Annotated in this window: 23 protein-coding genes; 13 read left to right on the top strand and 10 right to left on the bottom strand. The window is 72.6% G+C overall.

The features are described from left to right. Nucleotides 1–140 precede the first annotated feature (140 nt). Together F6X68_RS34120 and F6X68_RS09405 are read left to right on the top strand one after the other, a co-directional pair. A complete protein-coding gene (locus F6X68_RS34120; protein ID WP_225852106.1) occupies nucleotides 141–284 on the top strand; it encodes a hypothetical protein in 144 nt (47 codons plus the stop codon). Further along, on the top strand, nucleotides 271–1,404 hold the full coding sequence (locus tag F6X68_RS09405; protein WP_370518925.1) for a helix-turn-helix domain-containing protein: 1,134 nt from the start codon (nucleotides 271–273) through the stop codon (nucleotides 1,402–1,404). The genes F6X68_RS34120 and F6X68_RS09405 overlap by 14 nt, the downstream gene beginning before the upstream one ends. A gap of 70 nt (nucleotides 1,405–1,474) precedes the next feature. Here F6X68_RS09405 and F6X68_RS09400 read toward each other — a convergent pair whose 3' ends face one another. Together F6X68_RS09400 and F6X68_RS09395 are read right to left on the bottom strand one after the other, a co-directional pair. Further along, nucleotides 1,475–1,957 carry a cation:proton antiporter regulatory subunit gene (locus F6X68_RS09400; protein ID WP_151453887.1) on the bottom strand — a complete coding sequence of 161 codons (483 nt, stop codon included), beginning with the start codon at nucleotides 1,955–1,957 and terminating at the stop codon, nucleotides 1,475–1,477. Nucleotides 1,958–2,149: 192 nt separating this feature from the next. Beyond that, nucleotides 2,150–2,770 carry a hypothetical protein gene (locus F6X68_RS09395; protein ID WP_225852105.1) on the bottom strand — a complete coding sequence of 207 codons (621 nt, stop codon included), beginning with the start codon at nucleotides 2,768–2,770 and terminating at the stop codon, nucleotides 2,150–2,152. A 130-nt stretch (nucleotides 2,771–2,900) separates the two neighbouring features. Between F6X68_RS09395 and F6X68_RS09390 the strand changes: the two genes are divergently transcribed. Then, entirely contained in the window at nucleotides 2,901–3,752 is an 852-nt protein-coding gene (locus F6X68_RS09390) for a GNAT family N-acetyltransferase (protein ID WP_151453886.1), read from the top strand. A gap of 107 nt (nucleotides 3,753–3,859) precedes the next feature. On the opposite strand, the gene F6X68_RS09385 is transcribed toward F6X68_RS09390, so the two are convergent. Continuing rightward, the gene (locus F6X68_RS09385) at nucleotides 3,860–4,423 is read right to left on the bottom strand and encodes an alpha/beta hydrolase (protein ID WP_151453885.1); all 564 of its coding nucleotides are present in this window, start codon (nucleotides 4,421–4,423) and stop codon (nucleotides 3,860–3,862) included. A gap of 87 nt (nucleotides 4,424–4,510) precedes the next feature. Next, nucleotides 4,511–5,185: a uridylate kinase gene (locus tag F6X68_RS09380; protein ID WP_151453884.1), complete on the bottom strand. Its 675-nt coding sequence runs from the start codon at nucleotides 5,183–5,185 to the stop codon at nucleotides 4,511–4,513. Between the two features lie 425 nt (nucleotides 5,186–5,610). Between F6X68_RS09380 and F6X68_RS09375 the strand changes: the two genes are divergently transcribed. After that, the gene (locus F6X68_RS09375) at nucleotides 5,611–6,624 is read left to right on the top strand and encodes a serine protease (protein WP_370518926.1); all 1,014 of its coding nucleotides are present in this window, start codon (nucleotides 5,611–5,613) and stop codon (nucleotides 6,622–6,624) included. A gap of 93 nt (nucleotides 6,625–6,717) precedes the next feature. On the opposite strand, the gene F6X68_RS33440 is transcribed toward F6X68_RS09375, so the two are convergent. Continuing rightward, nucleotides 6,718–7,563 carry a CHAP domain-containing protein gene (locus F6X68_RS33440; protein WP_192581341.1) on the bottom strand — a complete coding sequence of 282 codons (846 nt, stop codon included), beginning with the start codon at nucleotides 7,561–7,563 and terminating at the stop codon, nucleotides 6,718–6,720. 144 nt (nucleotides 7,564–7,707) lie between these two features. Beyond that, nucleotides 7,708–8,700, bottom strand: coding sequence for an alpha/beta fold hydrolase (locus F6X68_RS09365; protein WP_151453882.1), 993 nt, complete (start codon nucleotides 8,698–8,700; stop codon nucleotides 7,708–7,710). Nucleotides 8,701–8,870: 170 nt separating this feature from the next. Between F6X68_RS09365 and F6X68_RS09360 the strand changes: the two genes are divergently transcribed. The 4 genes from F6X68_RS09360 to F6X68_RS09345 all read left to right on the top strand — a co-directional run bounded on the left by F6X68_RS09360 (nucleotide 8,871) and on the right by F6X68_RS09345 (nucleotide 12,542). Continuing rightward, nucleotides 8,871–9,506 carry a TetR/AcrR family transcriptional regulator gene (locus F6X68_RS09360; protein WP_151453881.1) on the top strand — a complete coding sequence of 212 codons (636 nt, stop codon included), beginning with the start codon at nucleotides 8,871–8,873 and terminating at the stop codon, nucleotides 9,504–9,506. Between the two features lie 238 nt (nucleotides 9,507–9,744). Then, nucleotides 9,745–10,698 carry an SRPBCC family protein gene (locus tag F6X68_RS09355; RefSeq protein WP_225852104.1) on the top strand — a complete coding sequence of 318 codons (954 nt, stop codon included), beginning with the start codon at nucleotides 9,745–9,747 and terminating at the stop codon, nucleotides 10,696–10,698. A 26-nt stretch (nucleotides 10,699–10,724) separates the two neighbouring features. Beyond that, nucleotides 10,725–11,897 carry a zinc-dependent alcohol dehydrogenase gene (locus F6X68_RS09350; protein WP_151453880.1) on the top strand — a complete coding sequence of 391 codons (1,173 nt, stop codon included), beginning with the start codon at nucleotides 10,725–10,727 and terminating at the stop codon, nucleotides 11,895–11,897. Between the two features lie 66 nt (nucleotides 11,898–11,963). After that, complete coding sequence (locus F6X68_RS09345) at nucleotides 11,964–12,542, top strand: GNAT family N-acetyltransferase (RefSeq protein ID WP_151453879.1); 579 nt, start codon at nucleotides 11,964–11,966, stop codon at nucleotides 12,540–12,542. Between the two features lie 112 nt (nucleotides 12,543–12,654). Here the strand turns inward: F6X68_RS09345 and F6X68_RS09340 are convergent, their stop codons facing one another. Then, nucleotides 12,655–13,653 (bottom strand): hypothetical protein, encoded by a 999-nt coding sequence (locus F6X68_RS09340; RefSeq protein WP_225852103.1) that lies wholly within the window; start codon nucleotides 13,651–13,653, stop codon nucleotides 12,655–12,657. Nucleotides 13,654–14,086: 433 nt separating this feature from the next. Here F6X68_RS09340 and F6X68_RS09335 point away from each other — a divergent pair, with 433 nt between their 5' ends. Next, nucleotides 14,087–15,712, top strand: a complete 1,626-nt coding sequence (locus tag F6X68_RS09335; protein ID WP_151453878.1) for a pentapeptide repeat-containing protein — start codon at nucleotides 14,087–14,089, stop codon at nucleotides 15,710–15,712. Between the two features lie 63 nt (nucleotides 15,713–15,775). On the opposite strand, the gene F6X68_RS09330 is transcribed toward F6X68_RS09335, so the two are convergent. Then, nucleotides 15,776–17,254 carry a glutamate--cysteine ligase gene (locus tag F6X68_RS09330; protein ID WP_151453896.1) on the bottom strand — a complete coding sequence of 493 codons (1,479 nt, stop codon included), beginning with the start codon at nucleotides 17,252–17,254 and terminating at the stop codon, nucleotides 15,776–15,778. A gap of 183 nt (nucleotides 17,255–17,437) precedes the next feature. Between F6X68_RS09330 and F6X68_RS09325 the strand changes: the two genes are divergently transcribed. Then, a complete protein-coding gene (locus F6X68_RS09325; RefSeq protein WP_132237982.1) occupies nucleotides 17,438–17,776 on the top strand; it encodes a DUF3817 domain-containing protein in 339 nt (112 codons plus the stop codon). Nucleotides 17,777–17,780: 4 nt separating this feature from the next. On the opposite strand, the gene F6X68_RS09320 is transcribed toward F6X68_RS09325, so the two are convergent. Both F6X68_RS09320 and F6X68_RS09315 read right to left on the bottom strand, forming a co-directional pair. Further along, on the bottom strand, nucleotides 17,781–18,641 hold the full coding sequence (locus tag F6X68_RS09320) for an alpha/beta fold hydrolase (protein ID WP_151453877.1): 861 nt from the start codon (nucleotides 18,639–18,641) through the stop codon (nucleotides 17,781–17,783). Between the two features lie 47 nt (nucleotides 18,642–18,688). Beyond that, on the bottom strand, nucleotides 18,689–19,237 hold the full coding sequence (locus tag F6X68_RS09315; protein WP_151453895.1) for a hypothetical protein: 549 nt from the start codon (nucleotides 19,235–19,237) through the stop codon (nucleotides 18,689–18,691). 142 nt (nucleotides 19,238–19,379) lie between these two features. Between F6X68_RS09315 and F6X68_RS09310 the strand changes: the two genes are divergently transcribed. From F6X68_RS09310 to F6X68_RS09300, 3 genes are read left to right on the top strand one after another with little or no spacing between them, the layout of a single operon-like run. Beyond that, the gene (locus F6X68_RS09310) at nucleotides 19,380–20,504 is read left to right on the top strand and encodes a Vms1/Ankzf1 family peptidyl-tRNA hydrolase (protein ID WP_151453876.1); all 1,125 of its coding nucleotides are present in this window, start codon (nucleotides 19,380–19,382) and stop codon (nucleotides 20,502–20,504) included. Then, nucleotides 20,497–22,257 carry a thiamine pyrophosphate-binding protein gene (locus tag F6X68_RS09305; RefSeq protein ID WP_151453875.1) on the top strand — a complete coding sequence of 587 codons (1,761 nt, stop codon included), beginning with the start codon at nucleotides 20,497–20,499 and terminating at the stop codon, nucleotides 22,255–22,257. Before F6X68_RS09310 ends, F6X68_RS09305 begins: the two co-directional genes overlap by 8 nt. 51 nt (nucleotides 22,258–22,308) lie before the next feature. Further along, nucleotides 22,309–23,397, top strand: coding sequence for an iron-containing redox enzyme family protein (locus F6X68_RS09300; protein ID WP_151453874.1), 1,089 nt, complete (start codon nucleotides 22,309–22,311; stop codon nucleotides 23,395–23,397). Nucleotides 23,398–23,405 lie beyond the last annotated feature (8 nt).

Genomic DNA, 23,405 nt, shown 5'->3' with positions numbered 1-23,405 from the left:
ACCTGGCGCGTCAGTAAATCGATCATGATCGCCCGGGTGCGCGGCGAACCGCCCCCGTGGCGTCGATCGAGCTCCGTGAAATGGTCGGCGAGGGCATACAGGGAATCGATGTCAGCAGTCGTGACCGACTGCCGGCCGCTGTGCGTGACCGTTTCGTCCGGGAGGTCGCCGAGCGGGAGGCGGCCAAGCAGCGCCTCCTGGACCAGGCCGAGGCGGAGCGCGTACCGGTGGAGGAGACCACCCGGGCGGTGCCGGACCGGCGGTGGCGGCGTGACCAGCGCTGACGAGCCGATCGGTCGCCGCGTCGCCCGCTGGCGGGCGCGACGGCGGATGACGCAGCAGATGTTCGCCGACCGGCTCGGCAGGTCGAAGAGCTGGGTGGACAAGACCGAGCGGGGCGTACGGCCGTTGGACCGCTACCCGGTGATCCAGGAGATCGCCCGGGTGTTGCGGGTCGACCCGATGGTGCTGCTCGGCGAGCACCGCCCGACGCCGACCGGAAGCAGCCCGGTGGCCGGGGTCGACGGCATCCGGGCCGCCCTCGCCCGCTACGACGATCACGGGGCGACGACGTCCGTGGCGGAGACGGGCCGGCACGTCGCGCACGCCTGGCTGACCTACCAGCACGGGCACTACGCGCAGGTGGTGCGGCTGCTGCCGAGGCTGCTGCACGCCGCGCAGGGCGTGCGGGCGCAGGAGCCGGTGCTGCTGGTGCAGGCGTACCGGATCACCTCGTCGGTGCTCGTGAAGCTCGGCGAGGCCGACCTGGGGTGGCTGGCCGCCGACCGGGCGGTGGCGGTGGCCGGTGGCGATGCGGTGCTGGCGGGGGCGGCGACGGTGGCGGTCGGTCAGGCGCTGCGTGCGCTGGGCCGGGACCGGCTGGCGCTGGTGGCGACGCTGGCCGTCGCGCGTCGCGTCGCGCCCGCGTCGGAGCCGGTGCACGGGACCCTGCTGATCCAGGCCGCGCTGGCCGCCGCCGGCTGCGGCGACACCGGCCGCAGCGAGGAGCTGGTCGAGCGGGCCGCCCGGGTGGCGGCGCGGGTCGCCGGTGACGACCTGCACCGGACCGGCTTCGGGCCGGACGCCGTTGAGGCGGCCCGGGTGGTCGCGGCCCTCGAGCGGGGGGACGCCGGGGAGGCGGTGCGCCGGCACGAGCAGGCGGTACGGCAGGAGGCGTGGCGGCGGCTGCCGGCCGAGTACCGGGCCGCCTACCTCGTGGACGCCGCGCGGGCGTACCTCCAGGTCGGCGACCTGTGCGGCGCGGGCCGGGTCCTGGTCCACGCGGATGCCGTCGCGCCCGCCGAGGTCCGGTGCCGGCCGTTGGCGCGTACGGTCGTCGCCGAGGTCGCCCGGCCCACCCGGCGCCGGCCGGCGTGGCGCGCCTGGCGACGCTGGTCGGCCTGACCCGCTGACCGGACCACCAGACGGGCGTTCGGCGGGTGGCCAATGCTCCCGTCACCGTTGGCGGCGGTCGTCAGCCGTTGGTGAAGAGCTCGCGGAGCTTGACGAGGCTGGCACCGTCGCCGACGACCACCAGCGAATCACCGGACTGGATGGTGAAGTCGGTGTCCGGCGAGGGGATCACGTGATCGCCCCGGACCACCGCGACGATCGACGCGCCGGTGCGGGTCCGCGCCCGCGTCTCACCGAGCCGGCGCCCGACGAACGGCGACCGGGCGGGAACCGGCATGCGTACGGTCTCGACGCCTTCCAACGGCGGCGTCAGCTCCGTCAGGTGGTCCATGACCAGGGGCAGACCGAGCAGTTCCGCGATCGTCCGCGGCTCCGTGCCCTCCAGCGTCAACGTGTGCCTGACCCGTTCGGGGTCGCTGGGGTCATAGAGCACGATGTCGCGTCGGCCGTCGAAGTGCACGATCACGGCGCCTCGCTGGCCCGCCGCGGTGGTGAAGCCGTACGACTCTCCCACGCCGAACAGCCGGGTCCTCTCCAGGTCCACGTTTTCACCTTCCGAGGATGAGGCGTCGCGGTCGAACACCTTGCCGCCCAGACTAGTACTCCGGCCGGCATCATGAGGATGGCGCGGTGGAGGCCTGCCGGGCGTGGTAGCTGTGCAGGGTCTGGCTCCGGTGACGGCGACGGCCAGGACGTCCGGGCCGGGGCCGTCAGGTGTTGACCGGGCGGCGGGCGATCAGGCGATCTCGAAGCCGACGTCGGTGAGCAACGACTTCCAGTCGGCGTACTCCAGGCCGCAGAACTGTTCCTGGGTTTCCGACAGCCAGTTGTCGGTGTAGTCCTTGCGGGTGAGGAAGTCCATCGCCGCGCCGAGGGTCAGCTCGACCACGCCGTCCGCCCCGTCCACCGGGCGGTACGCGAACGGGAACCGGTAGTCGACCGCGAACTGGTCCAGCCGGGCCCGGGTCGACAGCGCGTCGACGTACGCCGTCACCTCGCCGGGCGGCAGGGCCGCCAGGTCGGCACGCGGCGCTGGCGGGTTGACGCCGTCCGTCGTGGCCAGGCGCAGGTGCACCGTGCGGTCCCGGCCGTCCGGCCCGCACACGTCGCTGTTGATCCACACCCCGCCGGGCACGGTGTGGTCGTAGAGGGCCTGCACGAACCGGCGCAGCGAGGCCATCCGCTCGCCGTACGACCAGATCTCGTGGGTCAGCGCGAAGGTCATCGTGGTGTCCACCGAGCGCGGCGCGAACACCGCCCCGCCGAGCACGTTGCGCCGGTAGAAGAAGACGTTCGGGTTGGCGAAGACGCCCTGCGCCTTCTTGTGGACGCACTCCTCGAACAGGTGCCGGGCCACCTCGACGTTCCGGATCGGCTATCGACAGCCTGGTGACGGCCTGGAACAGGCATTCGGCGAACCGTGACGAGAACGCCGGCTCCCTACAAAATCGATGGTGCCAGGTCGCTCTTTGGGGTTTGGATGCACCGTGAGCATCATCTTGAGCACCCCGAGCGTTGATGAGTTGTCACCAGCGGTGGACGCGCTCAAGGGGTGGCAGTACGACGGGGGACCGCTGCATCTGCATTCCGGCGATCTCGGGTGGCACTCGTTAGGTGGTGCCGAGGCTACGGCGGCTGCCATCCGGATGTGGTCGCGCGACGGGGAGGCTCTCGCGATCGGGCTGCTGGACGGCCCCGAACTGGTGCGCATGGCCGTCGCTCCCGACTGGCGTGATGACGAGGCACTGGCCCGTCGGCTCGCCGCTGATCTGGACGAACCAGGGCGTGTCCTGGCTCCCCACGGTGCGACCGTCGAAGCCCGAGGTGCGGGGCTTCTCACCCAGTTGCTGCTGAAGCGGGGTTGGGAGCGGGATGAGCCGTGGACAACGTTCCACCGCGGTCTCTCGGACCCGGTACAGGACTGCGGTCTGCGCATCGAGACGATCGAGCCCGATCGCGCTGAGGTGTGGGTCGCCGTCCACTGGTCCGCGTTCCGCGGGTCGCCCTTCACCGATGCCGACCGGCGCCGTACGGTCGGAGGTTGGCTCGCGATGGCCGGTGGCCCGTTCTACGCTGACGCACGCTGCCTCGCCGCATTTGATCAGAATGACGACGCCGTGGCGGTGGCGGCTGTGTGGTCAGCCGGCCCGGGGCGGCCTGGACTGCTGGAACCGATGGGCGTGCACCGCAGTCACCGAGGCCATGGTTACGGCACTGCGATCACGCTTGCCGCCGCTGCGGCGCTTCGCGACATGGGTTCGTCCAGCGCGAGTGTGTGCGTGGAGAGTTCCAACGTCGGCGCCGTAGCTACCTACGCCTCGGCCGGCTTCACGCCGTAAGACGAGGTGGCCGATCTGCGCCGCGGTTCCCGGTGAACACCGGCGAAGGTCGATACCCCTCGCGCAGATAGTCGTAGCCAGCGGGCCGCACTGATCTTGGTTCCAGTCTAGTACTCCAACGTCACCTGTGCGGGCTGGGCCAATGATCGGACCAGGCGCTCGCCGTCGGGCCACGCGCCGAACCCGGTCTTGGAGTCCAGGTGCCCGACTGCGCCCGCGTCGAACAGTTCCGAGCCCCAGTCTCGCGCGTACGCTTCGAATTGCTCGAACGTGGTAATTGGGTCGTTGTGACTGGCGACCAGGATCGAGCGAAAGGGCAGTGGCTCGCGTGGCACGTGGTCGATGACGACATCGACGGTCTCGTGAGGGTCGGGAGTCCAGTCCGGATCCAGGTACGGTGGCGTGACCAGCAGGGCGGCACGGACGGGACCGACATGCTGGCTGGCCCAGACGGCGACGGTCAGGCATCCCGCACTGTGCGCCACGAGGATCGCCGGCTCATCGTCGGCGCTTATGGCAGCGTGCAGCGCGGCGACCCGTTCGGCGGCGACGTACGGTGGCCCGGGCGGTTCGGGCGCCCACTGGTACTTCGGGTAGTCCCTGACCCAACTGCGCGACCAGTGGTCGGGGAATGGAACGCCTCGACCGGGCACGACAAGGTAACGCGTCATGCTGGGGAGGGTAGCGCGACGATCCCCCGGACTCTTGCGGTGCCAAATGTCGTGGTTGAGTCGAGGGCTTTGCCGAATCGGGTGCGGTCAGCGTCTTCGAGTCTCCCAGATCGGCCGCTGAGGCTCGTCGTTGTGCACGACGATGTCGGCGTGATCGGTCGGGCGGACGGTAGCGAAGTACAGCTGCTGGGAGGGGATGTAACGCTCGCGCCAGCGCCGTTCGATTTCAGCCCGGGACGACGTCCGGCGTTCTCGGATCACGGCACGGTCCACGGTCTTCTCAAGCGCGGTTGACACGAAGATGCGCAGGTCCCACCTGTCGATCAGCTCCGGACGCATGAGGAAGACGCCGTCGAAGACCAGCACGGCGTCGGCGGTGGCAGTGGCGGCCGGCGGGGACAGCACACTATCCGCGGTACGGTCGTAGACCGCGTGTCGAAAGCGTCGATCCCCGCCCGGGCCGAGCGGATCGAGCAGAACCCGGTTCAGCGCGTCGTAGTCGTGGGTGTCGAAGTAGCAGCCTTCGGCCGAGAATTCGCCGCGCGGATAGCGCTGTGCCCGGGGAAAGAGGAAATCGTCGATCGTCGCGCGGATGACGTCGCGGCCCTGGTCGCGCAGGATGACGGCGAGCTCGTCGGCGAGGGTGGTCTTGCCTGCGGCGGGCGGTCCGTCGACGGCAACCCGCGTCGGGTGCGCGACGGTGATGGACCCGACTGCCTCAGCCAGGCGGCCGAGCACCTCGTTGCGGGTGCCTTGGTCCATGTGCTGTCCCGTCCTGTCCTCGCGAAGGTTGCCGGGTCGAGCCGACCTTATGCGCGTCAGCCCCTCCGTGCCGGCCCCTCCCCGGGTGAGCGAGATTGCCGCGTGCACGGGTGGCTGCGGTCGCGGCGCGAATGGGCAGCCGGACGCGTCCGGGCAACGTCTCAACTGCCGCGGTCCGCAATTCCCACCTGTCGACAGCGGTGAGCGTCCTCAAATTGAGAGTGCGAATTCGCGGCGATGGGATTTGCGAGTCAATTTTGACGCTTCTGTTCGGGGTGGGGGTGCTTTGTTTGCCGCCGGCTGTGGTCCTTTTCGGACGCCAGAAAGTCAATGTCAATTACCTGTCATTCGATCACGTTGTGATCAAAGCAATTTGATCGATAGGTTTCGCTGGTCCGAGTTGGAGTACCCGAAAAAGGGGGCAACTGTTGAGATCAACCCTGCGCTGGTCCGCATCGGCCAGCCTGGCACTCGCGCTGGTCGTGACCGCTCCGGCGGTCGCCCAGGCGAAGCCGACCACGGTCGAGAGGAACGGCAACACCACCGCCGTCGCCCGCACCAGTGACGGTCGTGCGATCACCAACGAGAAGATCGCCGAGGAGGTCGCCAGGTTCTGGACGCCGGAGCGCATGGCGAACGCCGTCGACCTCGACATCGCGAAGTCGGCGAAGGCCACCGAATCCACGAGCCGGGCGCCGAAGCCCGACGGACCGGCGGGCTCGGTCGCGCCGGTGCGACCGAGCGCCGCCAGCGGCGCCGACGTCGGCATCCAGCTCAACGAGTCGGCGGTCGTCGGCAAGGTCTACTTCACCACCCCCAACGGTGGCGGCGCCTCGTGCTCGGCGAGCGCGGTCGCCAGCGGCAAGGCGCGACTGGTCATGACCGCCGGGCACTGCGTGCACCAGGGCGCCGGCGGGCAGTGGTACAGCAACTGGCAGTTCGTGCCGCGCTACCGCGACGGCGCGCGGCCGTTCGGCACGTTCGTGGCGTACCAGCTCGCGGCCCGCACCGCGTGGATCAACAGCAGCAGCTACGACGAGGACATGGCCATCGCCATCATGCACAACGGCGGTAACTGGGGCCTGAAGGTCGTCGAGACGGTCGGCGGCCACGGCATGCGCTGGAACTGGGGTTACAACATCTCCCTGATGACCGCGCTGGGCTATCCGTCCAACCTCGGCGGCGGCGAGAGCCAGTACTTCTGCCAGAGCGGCACCTGGCACGCCGGCGCCCAGCAGATCCGGATGTGGTGCAACATGACCTACGGCTCCAGCGGCGGTCCCTGGCTGCAGGAATACAACGACCAGAATGGTCTCGGATTCATCAACAGCGTCGTGAGCCACGGCGACAACCCGGGCAATGGACAGTTCGACGGCCCGTACTTCGACAACGACATCAAGAGCCTCTACGACTTCGTGGAGGGTCTCTCCCCGGCGTAAGGGCACGTGATCGGCAGAGCCCCGGCCATGCGGCCGGGGCTCTGCGCGCGGTGTTCCGTCATCGGCGGAGAAGTTTCCGTCCGAGGCGTGGGGTCACTTGAAGCGGATGAACTTGGAGAACTGGTTGTTGGCGGTTCCCACCGACACCGTCCGGTGGCTGTACCTGTCGGCCGAAACGTAGTTGTACTCGTCGATCTCGAAGGTGCCGTTCGCGTTCACCCTGGTCACGAACGCGACGTGACCGTAGGTGCCGCCCAGGCGTACCGCGACGTCACCGGCCTTCGGGCTGTTGTGCACCGGCACGCCGGCGCGTCCGGCGGCGGCGACCCACTCCTTGGCGTTGCCCCACCGCGCCTGGCCCTTGTACTGGTTGTGGAAGGCGACGCCGACCCGGCTGCGCACCGCCCAGGCCGCGAAGCTGGTGCACTGCCCCTTGTAGAAGTTCCACGGATCGATGCCCGAGGTCTGACCCTTGTAGGGGTAGTCGTCCTTCGCCGGGTAGCTGGCGCCGGCGGAGATCAGCTGGTGGGAGGCGTTGTTGTTCTTCAGCGTGGAGCTGAGGTTCTTCTTCGCCCCGGGCGCGAAGTCCTGGTGCGCCTGGGAACCGTTGTAGCCGGTGTTGTAGTAGACACGCACCGTCTTGCCGGTGCGGTTCCACGCCGAGGCGGCGTTGTTCTTGATGCACTGGCCCTTGCCGCTGCCGGCGCCCTTGAACTCGTAGCAGCCCGGCTGGGCGGTGCCGTAGTCGGCCAGCGAGCCGGCGTGATCGGAGATCGAGCCCGCGTGGTTGCTGTTGTAGTAGTAACAGAACTCGCCGGTGTTGCAGGCGCCGTCGCGGGACGCGGCCTGGGCGGGCGCGGCGACCGCCAGGACGCCGAGAGTCGCGCTCAGCACGCTGGCGCTGAGGGCACCGAGAACGCGAACGGTGACCGTGGGCATGATCACTTCCCTCCTGGGGTGGGTGAGGAGGGCCCACGCTACAAGCCATCGATCGATTGCCATACCCCTCAATTGAGGGCGGTCCGTCGCCGCGCCGCGAACCGGTACCGGGGGCGGCGGCCGGTCGGGCGTGTGGGTCCTGCGTCAGGGTAGGGGTGCCAGGTGCGCGGCGACGTCGGCGGCGATCTGCTCCGGATGCTCGCCGTTGATGGCGTGCGAGGCTTCCGGGTAGACCTTCACCGCGGCGTGCGGCAGGACGCGCCGGGCGTGCGCCGCCCCGGCCGCCGTGTCGTGCATCCGCGACCTGCTGGCGAGCAGGGTGAGGACCGGCACCCGCACGCCGGCGAGCTGTTCGTCGGTGAGTCGTTCGGGAGCGGAGAGCTTGAGCACGTACGACTGCATCCCGGCCTCGATCATCTCGGCGACCGGGACGTCCTCGACCGGCGCGCCGTTCGCCGTCCAACTCGCGAAGTCGTCCCGCCAGGACCGGGGGAACCAGCGCACGCTCGCCGGGATGGAGCGGACGATCGCTGCCGGCGACAGATCGGTGAAGACCAGGACCGGATCCAGCAGGACCACGCTTGCGACCTTCTCCGGCCGGTGCGCCACGAGGTTCATCGCGGTCCAGCCGCCGATGGACAGGCCGAGCAGGTGCAGCCGCTCGTCGGGCAGGCCCCGCATCAGCTCGTGCAGCCACTGCGCGTGGTCACGGGCGGAGCCGATCGGTCGTTGCTGGACGCTCATTCCCGGCTCGCCGAGCAGGTCCACCGTGTACACGCTCCGCGTGCGCAGCAGCAAGGGCAGGTTGTCGGCCCACACGGGGGAGGGCGCGGCCCGGCCCGGCAACAGCAGCAGCGGAGCGGCGGGGGAGGAGTCGGCGCCCGCGAAGTGGTAGACGCGGACCACCCCGTAGCTGGTCCGCACGTCGAGCGTGCGGTCCGGCTGGGGCAGGTCGGCCATCGCCCGTTCGTAGGCGCGCAGGAAGCGGTCCTGCGCCCGCGCGGAGACGTAGTAGCCGACGGGCGCGGGGTGGTGCAGGGCGACCCCCGCGGCCACCGCCAGGGTGGTGACGAGCGCGACGCCGCCGCCGACGATCCAGCGCCGGCGATGCCTGATCCGAGGTACGCGCGCTCGCATGGTGCCCCCCTCCGTTTCCGTGGTGGTCGTGGACGTCGTTGCCCATCCCAGGATTCTACCGGTCGGTCAGATTTTCAACCAGTCGGTAGAAAGTCTGACCGGGGGGTTACCCTGTCCGTGCCGCGGCTACCCGGCCCGGCAGGGCCGCCACGACACCCCGAGGACACCGAATGACGCCGGACGCCACCACCCGCAAGGACCGTTCGCGCCGGCCGCTGACCATCACCGAGCAGGCCCGTCGCGCCCAGCTCGTCCGGGTGACCACCGACCTCGTCGCCCGCCACGGCTACGCCGGCACCTCGCTGGCGCGCATCGCCGAGGCGGCCGGCCTGTCCAAGGCGGCGGTGCTCTATCACTTCCCTTCCAAGGACGCCCTGGTCCAGGCCGCGTACGCGGCGGTGATCGAGGCCCTCACCACCGACGTCGGCGCGGCCGTCGAGCGTGCCCGCGGGGCCGCCGCGCTGGAGGCGTACGTCCGCTCGCTCGTCGCCCACCTGCGGGAGCACCCCGAGCACGCCCGCATGATCATCGAAGCCATCACCGAGGAGACCGGCATCTCCGACGGGCCGGACGCGCCCAGCCGGCGGCAGAGCGTCGTGGACCTCATCGGGGCGGCGCGCTCGGCCGGTGACTACCGCGAGGACACTGACGCCGAACTGCTCGCCGTCATGATCAACGGCGCGATCGACGCCATCGTCGCCGAGCAGCTCGCCCGAGCCGGGTTCGACGGCGCCCGCGCCGCCGACGAACTGATCGCGATCCTGGACCGGGCGTACCGCCGCCGGCCGGAGTCCGACGGGCGCTGACGGATACGGCGGTGCCCGCCCGCGCCGCAACGGTGCTGGCGGCGCCCGTGCCGGCGAGCGTGAGACGGTCGCCGGCGCGGCCCCGGCCGACGGGCGGAAACAGGGCGGCAGCGGGCGTCGAGTTGTGTGCCGATTCGGGGTTCGTTAGGCGATTCGCGGGCATAGCGTCAGGCGTGGCGGCTTCCCGCCGCCGGGCCTGCCCCGGGGGCGGGTCAGGACGATCTGACGGTGGTGCGACGTGGACGAGACCGATCCGATGATGCTGGACCAGCGGGGACGACGCGGCCAGGGCGCCGGGCTGCCCCGGCTGCTGGGCGCGGTCAGCCTCGCCCTCGGGGCCGGCAGCCTGCTCGCCCCGCGCGCGGTGGCCCGGCTGACCGGCGTGGACGACTCACCCGCCGCGGGCGGGGTGATCATGGCCGTGGGCGCCCGCGAGCTGATCCACGCGGCGGGCCTGCTCGGCGGCCGCCGGCCGGCCGGCTGGGCGTGGACCCGGGTGGCCGGCGACGCGCTGGACCTCACCCTGCTCGGACGGGCCTGGGCGGAGCGGTGCGGCGAGCGGCGCCGGCGGGTCGGCCTCACCACCGCGGCCGTCGCCGGCATCGCCGCCGTCGACCTGATCGCCGCCGTGCGCGCCGGACGGGCCCGGGCCGCGCACCGGCGGGTGATCGACATGGAGGTCTCGGTCACCGTCAACCGGTCCCCGGCCGAGGCGTACCGCTTCTGGCGGGACCTGGAGAACCTGCCCCGGTTCATGTCCCACCTGGAGTCGGTACGCGCCGACGACCTGCGCCGGTCGCACTGGACCGCGCACGGCCCGGCCGGCCGCCGGATCGAGTGGGACGCGGAGATCGTCGACGACCAGCCGAACCGGTCGCTCGCCTGGCGGTCGCTGCCCGGCACCCGCGTGCCCAACGCGGGTCGGGTCCGGTTCGTGCCCGCGCCGGGCGATCGCGGCACCGAGGTCCGGGTGCGGCTGCGCTACGCCCCGCCGGCCGGCGCGCTGGGCCGGGCCGTGGCGAAGCTCTTCGGCGAGGAACCCGAGCAGCAGGTACGCGACGACCTGCGCCGGTTCAAGCAGGTGGTGGAGACCGGCGAGGTGGTCCGCTCCGAGGGCAGCCCCGACGGCATCTCCGTACGCCAGCAGGTCATGCAACGCCCCGCCCAGCCGCTGCCCATCGCCCGCCGCTGACCGCCCGCCACCCGAGAGGACGAACGATGAAGGCCACCGCCTGGATGGGCAAGGACAGCGTCAAGGTCGTCGACGTACCAGACCCGACCATCATGAACGCGCGCGACGCGATCGTACGGATCACCTCGACCGCCATCTGCGGCTCCGACCTGCACCTGTACCACGGGTACATCCCCGCCATGCGCAAGGGCGACATCCTCGGCCACGAGTTCATGGGCGAGGTCGTGGAGGTCGGCCCGCAGGTGCGCAACCTGCGCCCCGGCGACCGGGTGGTGGTGCCGTTCCCGATCGCCTGCGGGCACTGTTCCTCCTGCCAGCGCGGGCTCTTCTCGGTCTGCGAGAACTCCAACCCCAACGCCGGGGTGGCCGAGAAGATCATGGGGCACTCGCCGGCCGGCATCTTCGGCTACTCCCACCTGCTCGGCGGCTACGCCGGCGGCCAGGCCGAGTACGCCCGGGTGCCGTTCGCCGACGTCGGCCCGATCAAGGTGCCCGACGAGGTCCCCGACGACCAGGCCGTGATGCTCGCCGACGTGCTGCCCACCGGCTTCATGGGCGCGGAGATGTGCGACATCAAGCCGGGCGACGTGATCGCCGTGTGGGGGGCCGGCCCGGTGGGCCTGCTCGCCGCCGCCAGCGCCCGGATGCTCGGCGCGGAGCGGGTGATCGTCATCGACCGGTACCCGTACCGGCTGCGGCTCGCCGAGGAACACACCGGCGCGGAGACCATCAACTACGACGACACCGACGTGCTCGACGCGCTCAACGCGATGACCGCCGGCCGGGGGCCCGACGCCTGCATCGACGCCGTCGGCCTGGAGGGGCACCACGGCAACACCGCCGTCTACGCGTACGACCGGGCCAAGCAGGCCGCCCGGGTCGAGACGGAACGCCCGTTCGCGCTGCGCCAGGCCATCCTCGCCTGCCGTAGCGGCGGCGTCGTCTCGGTGGTCGGGGCGTACGGGGGCTTCGTCGACAAGTTCCCGATGGGCGCGTTCATGAACCGGTCGTTGATCATGCGTACCGGTCAGTGTCACGTCCAGCGCTACACCCGTCCGCTGCTCAACCGCATCCAGCGCGGCGACATCGACCCCAGTTTCATCATCAGCCACCGGATGCGGCTCAAGGACGCGGCCAAGGGCTACAAGATCTTCCAGAAGAAGCAGGACGAGTGCACCAAGGTCGTCCTCAAGGTCTGAGCCGGCGGTCGGCAGGGCCCCGCCTTCGGGACCGCGCCGGTGCCGGCGGGTGGGTACCGTGCCGGGATGGTGACGGACCGATCGAGGTACCCGGGCGCGGAGGTGGCTCGCGACGGCGTGCGGCTGCGCCCGGTGGCCGAGGGGGACCTGCCGATGCTCGTCCGGTTCGCCGTCGAGCCGGGTCTGGTCGGGCTGGACTGGCACGGGTTCCGGGACCCGGGGGCGCCGGCGCGACGATTCGCCGCCGACGGCTGGCTCGGCGAGGAGGATGGCCGCCTGGCCGTCGAGGTCGAGGCGGAGCAGGCCGCCGCCGGCGTCGTCGGCTACCGTGCCGGCCGGTACGGCGGCGCGGCGATCCACTGGGAGATCGGCATCGTGTTGCTGCCGGAGTGGCGGGGGCGGGGAATCGGCTGGCGGGCGCAGGCGCTGCTCTGCGACTACCTGTTCTGTCACACCCCGGCGCAGCGCGTCCAGGCCGGCACCCACCCCGAGAACGCCGCCGAGCAGCGGGCGCTGGAAAAGGCCGGATTCCAGTTGGAGGGCGTGCTGCGCGCCTGCGAGTTCCGGGCCGGCCGGTGGCGCGACGGTTGGCTCTACAGCCGGCTGCGCGACGACCCGTCGCCGTGGGACCGCCCGGAGGACTGACCGAGCCGGACGCCGGTCCTGTGGGACGGACGCTCCGGTGGGTCGTGCTGCCTCGCGGTCGGCCGGGTCCGGGGACGACGGGGCACCGCCGTCCCCGGACCTCGTCACCGGCTCAGGCCCAGGGGGCCGTCGGGTACCAGGGGATGATCTCGCGGCGGGCGAGCAGCCGCACGTCCCAGTAGAGGAACGTGAAGGCGCCGGCGACGATGAACGCGACCGCGGTCAGGACCGCCAGCCGGCTCGGCCGGGCGCTGAACCAGCGTTGCAGGCGGGAGCCGGCGAGCCAGGCCAGCAGCAGGAACAGCACCGCCATGATGACGATGTTGCCGAGGGACTGAAGCGTGAACGCCGCCGCGCCGTAGAGCGGGTTGCCGCTCTCGGCGGCGTCGCGGAACATCTGCCGGAACAGCGCGAAGGGCCGGCCGATCAGGAAGCCGGCGATCAGCGCGCCCATGAAGACCATCGGGGCGTTGGGGAACCGTCGGGCGATTCGGGCGAACGGGTCCGGCACGACGCCCAGCGCGGCCAGACCGAGATAGATCATGATGATCCCGATCACGCCGAAGACCACCATGGACTGGATGCTCCTCGGTGACAGCCCGCCGGGGGCGTTGGGAGCGGTGGAGAACTGCGGCATCGACGTGCCGACGAGGCCGACGACCGCGCCGTAGGCGGCCGACACCGCGACCATGCCCACCGACATCCAGCCCAGCGGCTTCAGCGGCGCGACGATCCGGCTGAACCTGCCGCCCGTGGTGCCGGTCAGCGGGGCCAGGGCGCCGAACGCGGCGATGTTGCAGGCGGTGAACGTGCCCGCGATGCCGGAGACGAAGGCGAACATGATGCCGGCCGCGATGCCCTGGATGGGCGTCTCCTTGGCGTCGTGGCCGAGCATTGTGTTGGCGACGTTGTCGCCGATGGTCCGGTCCACGAACTCCGCCGACCAGATGACGGTCAGCAGGAACCCGCCGAGGACGCTGAGGAGGATGATCAGCCCTCGCCGCCGGGGAAAGTGCCCGTTGACGAACGCGGACGTCGCGGTCCGCGCGGTGTCGGGGCCGAACCGGACGGGCGCGTCGGGTCGCTGGGGGGACCTCTGGGTCTGCGTCACATGCGCTCCTCGAAGGTGAGGGAGGGGCCGGTGGGAAGGGAAGGCGGGCGCCGACGCCCGCGACGAATGGCCACCGGTCGACGTGGACGCGCCCACGCGACCCTCCGTGAGCGGCGAGTCACGTGGAGCGATGTCCGCGTTTCATGATGGGCCGACCGTCGTCACCTCGTTTCTTCAATCGTGCGCGATTTCCTGACCCGATCTGCCCCCGTCAGGGCGCCGGCGACTCCGAAACAGGCCGACCGGCCGCCTCCGGCAGCGGGTGGGCCGACGGTCGCGGTTGGCAGCCGCGGGCGCAGGCGGTGACGCCGTCGGAGAGCGCCATGACGACGGGGTGTGTCGCCCCCAGCCGCTATCCTGCGCCGGCACGTCGGGGGACGGCCCCGGCGGGAAACCCCGGCGGGCGGGCTGTCGCGTCGGTTCTGGAGGGCGCATGGCAGTCGAGGAGAGGGGCGTCGAGGCGTGCCGGACCGCCGCCCAGGTCGTCGAGGCGACGGGCCCGGAGCGGGGGTCCGCCCTGCGGCGGCTCGCCGAACTCGGCGCGGCCCGTCCCGCGCTGCGCCAGGTCGCGGCCGACGCGGTCTGCGCCTACCTGCGTACGCCGCCCGCCCCGGACGGCACGGACGCCGACGCGCGACGCGAGGCGTCGCGGGTGCTCGCCGGGCTGCTGCTGCGCCCCGCTGCCGGGGCGGTCGACGGCGCGGGCGAGGGCGCCGGGGCGGGCGAGGGCGCCAGGACGACCGACGCCGCCGGAGCGGCCGAGGGCGCCGGGGCGTCGCCGGGGCCGGACCTCGCCGTGGACCTGTCCGGGGCGACCCTGGTGGATGCCGACCTTGGCCGCTGCGAGCTGGCCGAGGCCCGCTTCGCCGACACGCGGTTCTTCGGGTCGACCTCCTTCGCCTTCGCCCGGTTCACCGGCGACGCGGTCTTCGCCCGTGCGGTCTTTCACGGCGAGACCCGGTTCGACGACGCCCGGTTCGCCGCCGACGCCGTGTTCGGCCGAGCCCGGTTCCGGGGCCCGGCCAGCTTCGACCGGGTCGCCTTCGCCGGGATGGCGTGGTTCGGGCGGGGCGAGGAGGAGCTGTGGGAGGACGACCCGGCCTGGGACGACGTCGAGAACGTCGACCCCGCCCCGTGGGACGAGCCGAACGAGGACGACCCGGGCTGGCCGGTCGCGGTCCTGATGGGTGACTACCAGGGCTGGGCGGAGGGCGGGGACGGGGCACGTTTCGTCGGGGCCGCGTCGTTCCGGTGGGCCCGCTTCGACGGCCCTGCCTGGTTCGGCAAGGCGCGGTTCGGCGCGGAGGCGACGTTCCGGGACGCCGAGTTCGGCGGGCTCGTGCACCTGGACCAGCCCGCCGTGGACCTCACCGGCGCCCGGTGGGCCGGCGCGGCCGACGGCGAGCCGATGTGCTGGCCCCTCGGCTGGGTGCCCGAGCCTGGGCCGGACGGCGCGAGCGTGCTCGTGCGGGACGGACCCGTCGCGCCCCGCACCCGCCAGCTCGCCGACCGGGATCCCGCTGTCCGCCGCGTGGGGCTGCGGGCTCTCGGCGAACTCGGCGACGCGAGGCCGGAGCTGCGCCAGCGCGTGGTCGACGCCGTCTGCGCGTATCTGCGGGTGCCGCTGCCGTTCGACGTGACCGGCGAGCTGACCCCCGCCCAGGCCGGGGAGGTCCAGGCGCGGCGCGACGCGCAGCGGCTGCTCGCCGAGCGGCTGCGTCCGGCGAGCGCAGTGCCGGGCGGGGCGCGGCCACCGCACTGGCCGGAGACGAACCTGCCGCTGTGCGGCGCGACGCTGGTCGACCTCGACCTCAGCGGCTGCCAGGTCGGCTACGCGGACTTCACCGGCGCCCAGTTCCACGGAACCACCCGGTTCGACGCCAGCGGGTTCGCCAGCGCCGCCTTCCGGCTCGACGGTCGGCAGGGGCGGGCCTCGTTCCACGGCGACGTCACCTTCGCCGGGGCGCGGCTCGACCGCTGGCACAACGTCCGGGAGGTCCTCGGCGGCGTCGTGTTCCACGCCAAAGCCGTGCTCGACGACCCGGACGTCGAGCCCTGACCGTGTCCCGGACCGACGCGCGTCCGGGCCGGCGGGGCACCCCCGCCCCCGTCGTGGTCCCGGTCAGGGGATGGGCCACTCGTGGACCGGCCGGTTGGTGTGCATCAGCGTCACGTAGTGCCGCACCACCTCACGCAGCGCCTCCGGCCGGTCGAGATGGTCGGCGGACTCCAACCGGTGCAGGGTCTCCACCTGCCAGCTCGCCCCGTTGCGGCCGGTCAGGCAGCGTTGCTCGATGACGCCGAGCAGCCGGTCCCGCTCGGCGGGGTCGAGGCCCCACCGGTCCAGCCCGTGGTGGGCCAGCGGCAGCAGCCGGCGCAGCACCAGCTCGGTGACCGGGAGATAACCGAGGCCGGGCCAGAAGACCTGGGCGTCGATGCCGTAGCGGGCGCAGGCGTTGAAGTTCTCCTCGGCCGCGCTGAACGACATCTGCGACCACAGCGGCCGGTCGGCCTCGGCGAGCGCCCGGACGAGACCGAAGTAGAAGGCTCCGTTGGCCACGGTGTCGAGCACCGTCGGCCCGGCCGGCAGCACCCGGTTCTCCACCCGCAGGTGCGGGCGGCCCTTCAGCACGTCGTACACGGGGCGGTTCCAGCGGTAGACGGTGCCGTTGTGCAGCCGCAGCTCGGCGAGCCTCGGCACGTCCCCCCGGGCCAGGGCCTCGGCCGGGTCCTCCGCGTCGCAGACGGGCAGCAGCGCCGGGAAGTAGCGCACGTTCTCCTCGAACAGGTCGAACACCGTGGTGATCCAGCGCTCGCCGAACCACACCCGGGGGCGTACGCCCTGGGCCTTGATCTCCTCCGGCCGGGTGTCGGTGGCCTGCTGGAACAGCGGGATGCGGGTCTCCCGCCACAGCTCCCGGCCGAAGAGCAACGGCGAGTTCGCCCCGAGGGCCACCTGGATACCGGCGATCACCTGCGCGGCGTTCCAGTAGTCGGCGAACTGGGCCGGGCTGACCTGGAGGTGGAACTGGGTGCTCGTGCAGGCCGCCTCCGGGGTGATGGTGTCGGCGGTGACCGCGAGCCGTTCCACGCCGTTGATCGCGATCCGCAGGTCCTCGCCGCGGGCGGCGAAGATCTGCTCGTTGAGCAGCGCGTAGCGCGGGTTGGCCGACAGCGTCTCGGCGGTCAGGTGCTCCGGCCGCAGCGTCGGCAGGACGCCGATCATCACCATGTGCGCGCCCACGTCCCGCGCCTTGGTCTCGGCGGCGTTGAGGCTGGCCCGCACGGACTCCTCGAACTCGCGGGTGCCGGTGCCGGCCAGCCGGCGCGGCGCCACGTTGATCTCGACGTTGAACTGGCCCAGCTCCGTCTGGAAGGCCGGGTCGGCGATGGCGGCCAGCACGTCGGCGTTGCGCATGGTCGGCAACGAGTCGTCGTCGACCAGGTTCAGCTCGATCTCCAGCCCGGTCATCGGCCGTTCGACGTCGAACCGGGACTCCCGGAGCATCTCGGCGAAGACGTCCAGGCACCGCCGTACCTTCTCGCGATAGCGGGCCCGGTCCTCGCGACTGAAGGTCCGTACGCCGACGTCCTCGCCCATGGTCACCGCCCTGTCACCGTTGGTTCCCCTAACCTCGCACGCTTAGGGCGGGCCGGGGAAGACCCGAAGCTCCTTGTACGTACCCAGCTCGGGCCCGCGTGATCCCTGTCGCCTCCGCCCCTCGTGCCGTCGGCGCGGCCGGCGGGGTGGTTAGCATGTGCGGCAACCGGTGGGGGAGTGACGATGCGCGAGAAGATCACCAGGCTCTTCGTGGCGGCGGCGATCGCCGAGGCCTGCTCCTGGCTGGCCCTGCTGATCGGCATGGCCGTCAAGTACGGCCCCCCGGGCAACGAGATCGGCGTGCAGATCTTCGGCCCGATCCACGGCGCGCTCTTCGTCGCGTACGGCCTGCTGGTCCTCGCGATGGCCCGGCTGCACCGGTGGCGGCCCTGGCCCACCCTCGTGGCCCTGGCCTGCGCCGTACCGCCGTTCGCCACCCTGATCTTCGAACGCTGGGCCGCCCGGCGCGGGATGCTGCGCACCGCGGGCGAGCCGGACCGGCCGCTGACGCCCGTCGGCTGACCGGTCAGCCGGCGAGGAAGTCGGCCAGCGCGGCGGCGAGCTGCTCCGGGGCCTCCTCGGCCATGTGGTGGCCCGAGTCGATCGCGGCCACCCGCACGTCGTCGGCCCAGTCCCGCCAGATCGCCGCCGGGTCGCCGTACAGGTCGACCATGTCGTCCCGCTCCGACCAGCAGAACAGCACCGGGCAGGCGATCCGCCGCCCGGCGGCCCGGTCGGCGTCGTCGGCCGCCCGGTCGGGGCCGAGCCCGGCGCGGTAGTCCTCGCACATCGCGTGCACCGTCGCCGGGTCGTGGATGGCCCGGCGGTAGTCGGCGTACGCCTCCTCGCCCATGGCCGCCGGCGACCCGCCGTACCAGGCGTCCGGGTCGGCGGTGATCACCCGCTCCGCCGGCTTGTCCGACTGGCCGAGGAAGAACCAGTGCCACCAGCGGGCCGCGAACCGGGCGTCGGCGCGCGCCAGGGCCTCGCCGATCGGCACCCCGTCGAGCACGCCCAGCCGGCTGACCCGCTCCGGGTGGTCCAGCGCCGTGCGCATCGCCGCGTAGCAGCCCCGGTCGTGCCCGATCACCGCCGCGCGGTCGTGGCCGAGCGCGTCGAGCAGGCCCACCACGTCGCGGGCCATCGCCCGCTTGGCGTACGTGGTGTGCCCCGGGTCGCTCGGCGGCTTCGACGAGCCGCCGTAACCGCGCAGGTCCGGGCAGATGACGGTGTGCTCGCGGGCGAGCAGCGGCGCGACCCGGTGCCAGGTCGCGTGGGTGCGTGGATGGCCGTGCAGCAGCACCACGGGTGGCCCCGAGCCGCCGTGGCTTACCCGCAGTTGGACCTCGCCGACGTCGATCCGCTCCAGCGTGAATCCCTCGAACATGTCCGCCACCGTGCCCGCGGGCGCGCCGCCGGAAACCGCGCCGGCCGTCAGGTCAGCGTGGACCAGGCCAGCACGGCGGCGACCAGCGCCGCGCCCAGCACCGCCTGGAGCAGCAGCGGCGGCCCGAGGTGCGACCACAGGGTGGCGGTACGCGGGGTGAGCAGCTGGCCCGTCGTCAGGTTCACGATCCGCTCGATCTTCGGCGGCAGGTCCGGGTCGCCCTGCGGGCGCAACGTGAGCTGCACGTGGTCGGCCGGGTGCAGGGCGCTCTGCGGCAGGTGCCCGTGCAGCTCGACCTCGCAGAGCCGCCCGGCGGCGTCGCGCAGCCGCACCGGGGTGACCAGGTATTCCGGGCCCTTCTTCAGGTCCTTGAAGCTTCGTCGGGCCGCGCCGGAGCTGGCGGAGAACAGGGAACGGGCCAGCGCCATCAGCAGGCCGGCGATCCCGGCCGCCACGAGCACCGCGACCAGCACCGGCTGGCCGATGCGCACCTCGCGCGGGTAGCCGTCCATCAGCCGGACGATCCGCCCAGTGACGATCCGGCCGGTCGGATGGACGATCCGCCGGATGTGCAGGTCGCTGTCCATCTCCACCACCCAGAGTCCGGTTGCGTTCACTCATGGTATCGGTCGTCCGGGTTGAACGACATGAATGAAATGCGGTCACGCGCTCGCGGCGGCCAGGTGACAACCGCAGCGGCACGGGTAAGCGGGGGGCCGAGCTGGAAAGGGGTCGAGCATGCAGCTGTCCTTCCTGCGCCCGCTCTACGACCGGCCGGGGCCGTGGGTCTCGGTGTACCTGGACGCGTCCGCCAACACCGAGGACGCCCACCCGGCGCTCGATCTGCGCTGGCGCGCCCTGCGTGACCAACTTCAACAGCAGCGCGCCGACGTGGACACCATCGACGCCGTCGAACGCGTCGTGCGGGGCCACGATCCGATGCCCGGCGGCTACGGGCTGGCGGTCTTCGGCGCCCGGGGCCGGGTGGTGCTGTCGGAGTACCTCTCCGCCCCGCCGCTGCGGGACCTGGCCGCGTACACCTCGTTGCCGCACGTGATGCCCATGCTGGCGCAACGCGGCGAGCAGGTTGCCTGGGTCCGGGTGCTGGCCGACCGGACCGGCGCCGACGCCATGGCGATCAGCGCCGGCGGCGTGCCGCGCCGGGCCCACGTGAGCGGCCGGGAGGACTTCCAGCTGCGCCGGGTGCAGCCCGGCGGCTGGTCGCAGTCGCACCACCAGCGGGCCGCCATGGAGGCCTGGCACCACAACGCGGGCGACGTCACCGCCGCCACGGTGGAGCTGGCCGAGAAGGTCGGCGCGGAGGTGGTGGTGGTCGCCGGCGACGTGCGCGCCACCGGCGTGATCGCCGCCCAGATGCCCGAACGTTGGCAGGACCTGATGGTGCGCACCGACGCCGGGTCCCGGGGCGGCGGCGCCGACCAGAGCCTGCTCGACGACCTCACCGTGCAGACCATCGCCGAGGTGGCCGACCAGCGGATCACCGCAGTGCTGGACCGGTTCGGCATGCAGGAGGACGTCGGCGCCGGGCTGGACGCCGTGGTGTCCGCCCTGCAACGCAACCAGGTCGAGACGATGCTCATCGTCGACGACCCGTCCGCCACCGGGGAACTCTGGATCGGGCCGGACCCGACCGAGATCGCCACCGACCCGGGGCAGCTCGCCGCCATGTCCGTACGCGACCCGGAGAAGGTCCGCGCCGACGCCGCCCTCGTGCGCGCGCTGGTCGGCACCGACGCCGAGCTGACCGTGCTGGGCCCGGACGAGGCACCGGAGCTGACCGACGGCGTCGGCGCGGTGCTGCGCTACGTCGACTCCGGCACCCCGGGGCGTGGCGATGGCTGAGCGAACAGTGGCCGACCTGGTGGTCGAGCGCCTGCGCGCCTGGCGGGTGCCGCGGGTCTTCGGCTACCCCGGGGAGGCCATCGCCCCGGTGGTCGAGGCGTTGGACGCCTCGGGCGGGGACCCGGAGTTCGTGCCGGCCCGGCACGAGGAGACCGCCTCCTACATGGCCACCGGGCACGCCAAGTTCACCGGCGGGATCGGGGTCTGCCTGGCCACCCAGGGGCCGAGCGCCGTGCAACTGCTCAACGGCCTCTACGACGCCAAGCTGGACAGCAAGCCGGTGGTGGCGATCGTCGGCGAGGACGTCTCGGGCCCGCTCGGCGGCGCCCACCAGGAGATCGGCCTGAGCCGGCTGTTCGCCGACGTGTGCAACCAGTTCGTCCGCTACGGCCGTACGCCCGACGGGGTGCCGGCCCTGCTCGACCAGGCGTTCCGCACGGCCGCCGCCACCCGCAGCCCGGTCTGCGTGGTGCTGCCGCGGCAGTTGCAGGAGGCCACCGTGCCCGACCTGCAGTCCCACGCGGCTGGGGTGCTCTCGGCGACGCCGGGCGAGCCGCTGGCCCGGGTCCTGCCGCACGACGCAGACCTGGACGCGGCCGCCCAACTGCTCGCCAACGGCCGGCGGAGCGCGATCCTGGTCGGGCAGGGCGGCCGGGGCGCGGCCGGAGAGATCGTCGCCCTCGCCGACCGGCTCGGCGCCGGGGTGGCGACCTCGCTGCTGGGCAAGCCGGTGCTCGACGAACGGCTGCCCTTCCACGCCGGCGTGCTCGGCGAGGTCGGCACCCCGGCCGCCGCCGAGCTGATGGGCGGCTGCGACACGCTGCTGCTCATCGGCACGAACGATCCGTGGACGGACTACTTCCCGATGCCGGGGCAGGCCCGCACGGTGCAGATCGACATCGACGGCCGCCGGATCGGCACCCGCTACCCGGTGGACGTGCCGCTCGTGGGCGACGCCCAGGAGACGCTGCGGGCGTTGCTGGCCCGGGTGCCCGACCGGCCGAACGCCCGGTGGCGGGAGACCGTCGAGGGCTCGGTCGACCGGTGGCGGGCCGAGCGGGCCGACCGGGCCGCCGCCCCCGCCGAGCCGGTGAACCCGCAGCTCGTGCTGCACGAACTCTCCACCCGGGTCCCGCCGCGCGGGGCGGTGGCGGTGGACGTCGGATCGGTCATGTACTGGTACGCCCGGCACCTGGAGCTGCCGCCGGGCGTCAACGCGCAGCTCTGCGGCACGCTCGGCACGGTGGGCTGTGCCCTGCCGTACGCCGTGGCGGCCAAGCTCGCCGCCCCGGACCAGCCGGTGGTCGCCCTGCTCGGCGACGGCGCGATGCAGCTCAACGGGCTGGCCGAGCTGATCACCGTGGCACACCACTGGCGGGAGTGGCGCGATCCCCGCCTGGTGGTGCTGGTGCTCAACAACCGGGACCTGTCCGGCATGGGCGGCGGTCGTACGCCGACCGACCCGACGCGCCGCCGGCCCGACGTGCCGTACGCCGGCTGGGCGCGCCTGCTCGGCCTGCACGGGGTGCGGGTCGACCGGCCGGAGCTGGTGGGGGCGGCCTGGGACGAGGCGCTGGCGGCCGACCGGCCCTGCGTACTGGAGGCGGTGGTCGACCCGGCGGTGCGGCTGGCGCCGCCCGAGCCCGCGTTCGCGGACCTGCGCGAGGTGTTCGCCGAGGGCGACGCCGCCCGGCGGGTACGCGACCGGATGCTCGCCGCCGGGGTGGCCGTGGAGGTCGACGACCTCGTTTAACGCTCCAGTCGAGGGGCACTGAGGACGGGCAGTACGACGCTGGAGGTCACCTTGTCAGAAGCCCCGGACCGCCGGTACGGCCCCGCGCCCCTGCCGCAGCCCCGTGGGCCGGTGTCGACGGCGCTGCTGGACGCGCTGCGGCGGGCGCCGCACGACCTTCCGGCGGGGCTGGGCGCCGGGCTCGCCCCCGCCGACGCCCTCACTGACGAGGACCTCCAGCTCACCCTCTTCTGCTGCTACGAGCTGCACTACCGGGGCTGGCAGGGCGTCGACGAGGACTGGGAGTGGCAGCCGTCCCTGCTCGCGCTGCGCGCGTACGCCGAACGGCACTTCGAGGCGGCGGTGCGCGCGCTGGTGGGGCTCCTGCCGGCGGCGCTGCCCGGCGGGGTGCCGGCGGCGCTGGCCGACGTGGTCGCCGCCGACGACGGGCCGTCGCTCGCCGGCCACCTGCAACGCCGGGCGTCGCTGGCCCAGTTCCGGGAGTTCGTCACGCACCGCTCGATCTACCACCTGCGCGAGGCCGACCCGCACAGCTGGGCCCTGCCGCGCCTCGGCGGGCCGGCGAAGGCCGCCCTGGTGGAGATCCAGATGGACGAGTACGGCAACGGGCGGCTGGACCGGATGCACGCCGAGCTGTTCCGGGTCACCCTGGCCGAGCTGGGACTGGACACCGGATACGCCGCCCACCTGGACACCGTACCGGCGGTCACCCTGGCCACCAACAACCTCATGTCGCTGTTCGGGCTGCACCGGCGGCTGCGCGGGGCGCTGCTGGGGCACCTCGCCGCGTACGAGATGACCTCCTCGCTGCCGAACCGCCGGTACGGCAACGGGCTGCGCCGCCTGGGCCTGGGCGAGGCGGCCACGCGCTTCTACGACGAGCACGTCGAGGCCGACGCGGTGCACGAGCAGATCGCCGCCTACGACCTGTGCGGCGGGCTGGTCCGGGTGGAGCCGGCGCTCGCCCCGGACGTCCTCTTCGGCGCCGCCGCCGCGCTGGCGGTGGACCGGCTCTTCGGCGCGCACCTGCTGGACGCCTGGACCGCCGGCCGCACCTCCCTGCGCGCCACCGCCGCGCCGATCCGCATCGACCTGCGCGACCGCCCGCGCCCCGGCGGCAGACCCGCCGCCGTCGCCTGACCCACCCG

The organism is Micromonospora sp. AMSO12t, assembly GCF_008806585.1.
GTDB lineage: Bacteria > Actinomycetota > Actinomycetes > Mycobacteriales > Micromonosporaceae > Micromonospora > Micromonospora reichwaldensis.
The sequence above is the reverse complement of the archived record's forward strand: the minus strand, read 5'-3'. Positions and strand labels throughout refer to the sequence as shown.

Coding starts and splice junctions, on each gene's coding strand:
- F6X68_RS09345 (WP_151453879.1), top strand. CDS start 11,964: ATGGTGACGGACCGATCGAGGTACCCGGGCGCGGAGGTGGCTCGCGAC.
- F6X68_RS09330 (WP_151453896.1), bottom strand. CDS start 17,254: ATGGGCGAGGACGTCGGCGTACGGACCTTCAGTCGCGAGGACCGGGCC.
- F6X68_RS09360 (WP_151453881.1), top strand. CDS start 8,871: ATGACGCCGGACGCCACCACCCGCAAGGACCGTTCGCGCCGGCCGCTG.
- F6X68_RS33440 (WP_192581341.1), bottom strand. CDS start 7,563: ATGCCCACGGTCACCGTTCGCGTTCTCGGTGCCCTCAGCGCCAGCGTG.
- F6X68_RS09335 (WP_151453878.1), top strand. CDS start 14,087: ATGGCAGTCGAGGAGAGGGGCGTCGAGGCGTGCCGGACCGCCGCCCAG.
- F6X68_RS09380 (WP_151453884.1), bottom strand. CDS start 5,185: ATGGACCAAGGCACCCGCAACGAGGTGCTCGGCCGCCTGGCTGAGGCA.
- F6X68_RS09350 (WP_151453880.1), top strand. CDS start 10,725: ATGAAGGCCACCGCCTGGATGGGCAAGGACAGCGTCAAGGTCGTCGAC.
- F6X68_RS09385 (WP_151453885.1), bottom strand. CDS start 4,423: ATGACGCGTTACCTTGTCGTGCCCGGTCGAGGCGTTCCATTCCCCGAC.
- F6X68_RS09325 (WP_132237982.1), top strand. CDS start 17,438: ATGCGCGAGAAGATCACCAGGCTCTTCGTGGCGGCGGCGATCGCCGAG.
- F6X68_RS09320 (WP_151453877.1), bottom strand. CDS start 18,641: ATGTTCGAGGGATTCACGCTGGAGCGGATCGACGTCGGCGAGGTCCAA.
- F6X68_RS09310 (WP_151453876.1), top strand. CDS start 19,380: ATGCAGCTGTCCTTCCTGCGCCCGCTCTACGACCGGCCGGGGCCGTGG.
- F6X68_RS09365 (WP_151453882.1), bottom strand. CDS start 8,700: ATGCGAGCGCGCGTACCTCGGATCAGGCATCGCCGGCGCTGGATCGTC.
- F6X68_RS09305 (WP_151453875.1), top strand. CDS start 20,497: ATGGCTGAGCGAACAGTGGCCGACCTGGTGGTCGAGCGCCTGCGCGCC.